The organism is Novacetimonas maltaceti (assembly GCF_002906255.1).
Taxonomy (GTDB): domain Bacteria; phylum Pseudomonadota; class Alphaproteobacteria; order Acetobacterales; family Acetobacteraceae; genus Novacetimonas; species Novacetimonas maltaceti.
This window is the reverse complement of the sequence record NZ_POTC01000102.1, coordinates 1-4,349: the sequence shown is the minus strand read 5'-3', so window position 1 is coordinate 4,349 and position 4,349 is coordinate 1. Positions and strand designations below refer to the sequence as shown.

General features: G+C 56.3%; 7 protein-coding genes and 1 pseudogene. 2 read left to right on the top strand and 6 right to left on the bottom strand.

Translation table 11 applies throughout. The features are described 5' to 3' along the window. Both KMAL_RS16125 and istB read left to right on the top strand, forming a co-directional pair. Positions 1–533 (top strand): Mu transposase domain-containing protein (locus tag KMAL_RS16125; protein ID WP_408887939.1); only part of this gene is annotated, 533 nt, incomplete at its 5' end. Then, a complete protein-coding gene (istB, locus tag KMAL_RS16120; RefSeq protein WP_025437151.1) occupies positions 523–1,302 on the top strand; it encodes an IS21-like element helper ATPase IstB in 780 nt (259 codons plus the stop codon). The genes KMAL_RS16125 and istB, both read left to right, overlap by 11 nt. Before the next feature lie 80 nt (positions 1,303–1,382). Here istB and KMAL_RS16115 read toward each other — a convergent pair whose 3' ends face one another. The 6 genes and pseudogenes from KMAL_RS16115 to KMAL_RS17955 form a co-directional block, all read right to left on the bottom strand. Next, positions 1,383–2,483 carry a DNA cytosine methyltransferase gene (locus KMAL_RS16115; protein WP_208624792.1) on the bottom strand — a complete coding sequence of 367 codons (1,101 nt, stop codon included), beginning with the start codon at positions 2,481–2,483 and terminating at the stop codon, positions 1,383–1,385. After that, a complete protein-coding gene (locus tag KMAL_RS16110) occupies positions 2,480–2,746 on the bottom strand; it encodes a ribbon-helix-helix domain-containing protein (protein ID WP_146044254.1) in 267 nt (88 codons plus the stop codon). Before KMAL_RS16110 ends, KMAL_RS16115 begins: the two co-directional genes overlap by 4 nt. 197 nt (positions 2,747–2,943) lie before the next feature. Further along, a complete protein-coding gene (locus tag KMAL_RS16105; RefSeq protein WP_110096483.1) occupies positions 2,944–3,612 on the bottom strand; it encodes a DUF6118 family protein in 669 nt (222 codons plus the stop codon). 12 nt (positions 3,613–3,624) lie between these two features. Beyond that, a complete protein-coding gene (locus KMAL_RS16100) occupies positions 3,625–3,894 on the bottom strand; it encodes a Txe/YoeB family addiction module toxin (protein WP_081749560.1) in 270 nt (89 codons plus the stop codon). Next, complete coding sequence (locus tag KMAL_RS16095; protein WP_110096482.1) at positions 3,891–4,166, bottom strand: type II toxin-antitoxin system Phd/YefM family antitoxin; 276 nt, start codon at positions 4,164–4,166, stop codon at positions 3,891–3,893. Before KMAL_RS16095 ends, KMAL_RS16100 begins: the two co-directional genes overlap by 4 nt. Before the next feature lie 52 nt (positions 4,167–4,218). Beyond that, positions 4,219–4,349 (bottom strand): annotated as a pseudogene (locus tag KMAL_RS17955) (conjugal transfer protein TraA); the annotation flags it as partial.

Here is a 4,349-nt window from a genome sequence, read left to right as displayed (position 1 = left end):
GCTACAGCGTGCCGGCCTCCTTTGCCAATCGTCCGGTCAGCCTGCGGGTTTATCCCGACAGGCTGCGCATTATCGCCGAAGGGCAGGTTCTGTGCGTGCATGACCGGATCATCACGCGTTCGCATGGTGTGCCAGGCCGCACGGTGTATGACTGGCGGCATTATCTGGCGGTCATCCAGCGCAAACCGGGCGCCCTACGCAATGGCGCGCCGTTTACCGAATTGCCAGCCGCCTTCCGGACCCTGCAGGATCAACTGCTCAGGCGGCCTGGAGGCGACCGGGAAATGGCTGAAATCCTGGCCCTTGTGCTGCAGCATGATGAGCAGGCTGTCCTCTGCGCGGTTGAACTGGCACTTGAAGACGGCGTGGCGACCAAGACCCATGTTCTCAATACGCTTCATCGCCTGATCGATGCCAAGAGAACCGTGGTTCCCCGGCTCGATGCCCCACAGGCCCTGGTGCTCGAACACGAACCGTGCGCCGATACAGGGCGGTATGATATCCTGCGAAGGGACAGCCGCCATGCGTCATGATCCTGCTGCTGCTTCACTTGTGGTCATGCTCCGTGGATTGCGGATGTATGGCATGTCCCAGGCCACGGCCGACCTCATCGAGCAGGGGGCACCTGCCTTCGAGGCGGCCATCCCCATCCTCTCACAACTCCTGAAGGCGGAACTGGCCGAACGCGAAGTGCGCTCCATCGCCTACCAGACAAAGACCGCCCGGTTCCCCGCCTACAAGGACCTGTCCGGGTTCTCCTTTGCCGATACGCAGGTCAACGAGCCCATGATCCGCCAGCTCCATAGCGGGGACTTCATCGAGCGTGCTGAAAATGTCGTGCTGATCGGCGGTCCGGGAACCGGGAAAACCCACCTGGCGACCGCGCTGGCCATCCAGGCGATCACCCATCACCGCAAGAAGGCGCGCTTCTGGTCAACGGTCGACCTGGTCAATGCGCTCGAACAGGAAAAGACCGCCAACCGGGCCGGGCAGATTGCCGACAGGCTGCTCCGCCTGGATCTCGTGATCCTTGATGAACTCGGTTATCTCCCCTTCAGTGCGTCTGGGGGCGCCCTGCTGTTCCATCTGCTCAGCCGCCTCTACGAGCGCACCAGTGTCATCATCACAACCAATCTGAGCTTCAGTGAATGGGGAGACGTCTTTGGTGACCCGAAGATGACAACGGCGCTCCTCGATCGGCTGACCCATCACTGTCATATCCTCGAGACAGGAAATGACAGCTACAGGTTCCGCGCCAGCACCGCCGCGTCAAAAAACAGAAAGGACAGATCCTCTTCTTGACCGCCCGCCCGACTGTGCCTGAAATAGCATCTGGCTGGGTCAATTCCTGATGAAAAACCCGGGTCAGTTCTCAGTGAAAATCAACAAAGAAGAGCTTCAGCTACACTTTTCCCCAAGAGGGGCGGAACCGCATTGCCGACCTGTACAAATTGCTCTGTAATATTCCCTTTAAATGTAAACAAATCAGGAAAGGATTGCAGCCGTGCAGCTTCACGGACTGTGAATGATCGGTCTTGTACGGGATGAATATAGGCGCCCCAATGCACATCGCATTTGGTCAATACTGTACAGGAAAGATCCGTTTTTCTTGGCCTTCCATAACGTTTGGTATGATCGCTGCGCTTAGCCAGCTTCATACCAGCCGGCAAAAGATCAATCGGTATATCTCGCCATGATCCACCAGCTGGGATATGACGCATCCGCTCCACGTTAATATTCGATAGTCTGGACGCCGAATGATTCTGCACAATGTTGCAGTCACCACGCAATAAGGCTTGATAGTTATTCTGTGGACGTGTCCTATATGGTCTTGGTTCTGCACGATCTCCATTCTCTAACTTTGGAAGATCGGAGATAGCATCCCAAATATTTACGAAAGGCCTTAACCCAGGCCCATGCGTAGGTTCAGGAAACAGGATTGGTGCATCAGTGCGCGTCGCAATAAAAAATACTCGTCTCCGTTCCTGCGGTACCCCATATTCTTCCGCACGCAACACTTTCATATCAACACGATAACCAAGGCTTTTCATGCCTTCAAAAATCTCATGCACAATGCCACCCCCAGCAATTGACATGATCCCAGTGACATTTTCCATTACTAACCAGCGAGGTTGGATACCTTCTACAATCCGAAGATATTCACGAAACAGACCCGCACGCGGATCATTGATGCCACGTTGATGGTTATAAACAGAATATCCTTGGCATGGGGGACCGCCAACCATCACATCGATCTCCCCCTTCTTTACGCCCGCAGCCTTCAGCAATTTCTGTGCGGTAACATTCTGAATCGGCCCACCAATGAATTTCGCTTCTGAATGGGTTGCCGCGAAGGTTTCCCCCGCCCGATCATCATAATCCTGACCTGCCAAGACATGGAAACCCGCCTGCCGGAAGCCTTCCGACAATCCGCCAGCCCCACAAAAAAGATCCATGACGGTCATATTATGACGCAGTTTCATTGGCGTCCTCTACGCTTCGAGACAGTCAGGGGAAGGGGCAATTGCTGTTCGTCCCCTTCTACACGCTCAATCAATAAACTGATCGCATGACGACCTAACCATGCCTTCGATACCTTTGAACGAGCAGCAATCTGATCAAAAGCAGCATATTCATCTTCAGACAGATTTACTGTGATCCGGTTCTTTGATGACACGGTTTGCCTCATTACGCCGCAAAGTGCAGCACTTTGCATTTTTGTAACTTTAAGGATTCCGTATGTCAATTTAGCTCTTATCTGTTTGCCTCATCACCTGACTGAGCAGGAGACCTACTTCATACCTACCCAACAGCGCAGCCAGAAGCGACCTGCAACAGCGGTGCAATGGTGTATGAAGACCAGGTATTTATGGGTAGGCGTAATGTCGGTTCCGAGTATGTCTATGGGTCGTGATCAGGAAGGCTGTCTGGACCATGTTCGTCCTACAACCCACCCGACCGGATAGTCATGACACAGGGCTGGTCCACCTTCGTCTCGTTGGCCGTTTTCTGGCAGGCGGCGATCCGGTCCTGACTGGCGTCCACTATCCGGTTGGCCCAGACCATATGCCGCAGGCTTTCGGGATTATCGGCCTCCATCATCAACGCACCAGATTCCCACCGATCCTGTCCGCCCACGATAAAGGAGGCCACCCGCGTCCCCAGTGATGACGGCAGGAGGTAGGTCAGGATAGGCGAGAACCCGATCCCGACAGCCAGGCAGGCCAGCCCGACCTTCAGCACCCACCAGCTCTGCTGGTCCCGGGTGCGCGCCTGTCCAACAATATCGGTCAGTTGCTGCCGCTCCACTTGCACCGCACGGATCGCGGTATGAAAGGCGGCCTGCATGTCCTGACTGACGGAAAGCCCCGCCTGACGTACCCCCTGCCCATAGGCCTGCGGCGTCATCTTCAGCGTCGGACTGGCCTCGATCGCCTTCATGCGCGCGCCCACGTCGTTCAGGGCCTTGACCAGTCTGGCCAGGTCCGGCGTGTAATCAGGCGGTCGGTTGTCCCGCCATGCCTGAGGCAGCGCTTCCACGCTGCGCCGGAGCACCGTCATTTCGGCGCACAGATCCTCAAACGCACGGGCTGCCGGATCCGTCTCGCTCATGACGCCTCTCCTTCAGTAATGAAACCGGCACTGGGCAACCTCGATCCGCTGATCTTCTCCCGCGCGGCCCTGAACCCGGTAGACCAGACGATGTTCCCCCGTAATCCGCCGGGACCACCACCCGGAAAGCTGCCCCTTCAGTGGTTCCGGCTTCCCTATCCCCTGAAACGGATGCCGCCTTACATCCTCGATCAGGGCATTAACCTTCCCAAGAACAGCATGATCTGACTGGAACCAGGAAAGATAATCCTCCCAGCCATCTTCATGAAAAATGACCTTCACGCCGACGGCTCACCCTGCGGCTCCAGAAGATCACGCTCGGTCGCCGCCCCGTGCTCGATGTCACGAATGCTCCGCAACAGCCTCTCCGCGTTGCGTGGGCTGCTCAGGAGATGCACGGTTTCCTGCCAGCCGGAGAATTCTTCTTCCGACATCAGCACGACACTGCCTTTCCCGGTCTTGCGGGTCACGACAATCGGTGCGCGGCTGTTCACGGCTTCATCCAGATAATGCGCCAGGTTCTGACGCAGGTCGGTATAGGAAACACAGGTCATGATCAGTCCTCCAAGTTCATCATAGCGTACAGTTTTTTGTACGTCTTGTGTTTTAGATCCCCATATCCATATCCCGCCCCCTGGAGCGCGACAGCGAGCGCGTGCGCTGCGGCTGCAATCCATGATCGAGCGTCGATCCCTTCCGGACGCCCAGTTCGTGCCCCTTGCGCCGCAGGAGGGACT

What these genes read in the sequence shown, in the direction of transcription:
- KMAL_RS16095 (WP_110096482.1), bottom strand. Translation starts at nt 4,166, where the DNA reads ATGACCTGTGTTTCCTATACCGACCTGCGTCAGAACCTGGCGCATTAT.
- istB (WP_025437151.1), top strand. Translation starts at nt 523, where the DNA reads ATGCGTCATGATCCTGCTGCTGCTTCACTTGTGGTCATGCTCCGTGGA.
- KMAL_RS16105 (WP_110096483.1), bottom strand. Translation starts at nt 3,612, where the DNA reads ATGAGCGAGACGGATCCGGCAGCCCGTGCGTTTGAGGATCTGTGCGCC.
- KMAL_RS16115 (WP_208624792.1), bottom strand. Translation starts at nt 2,483, where the DNA reads ATGAAACTGCGTCATAATATGACCGTCATGGATCTTTTTTGTGGGGCT.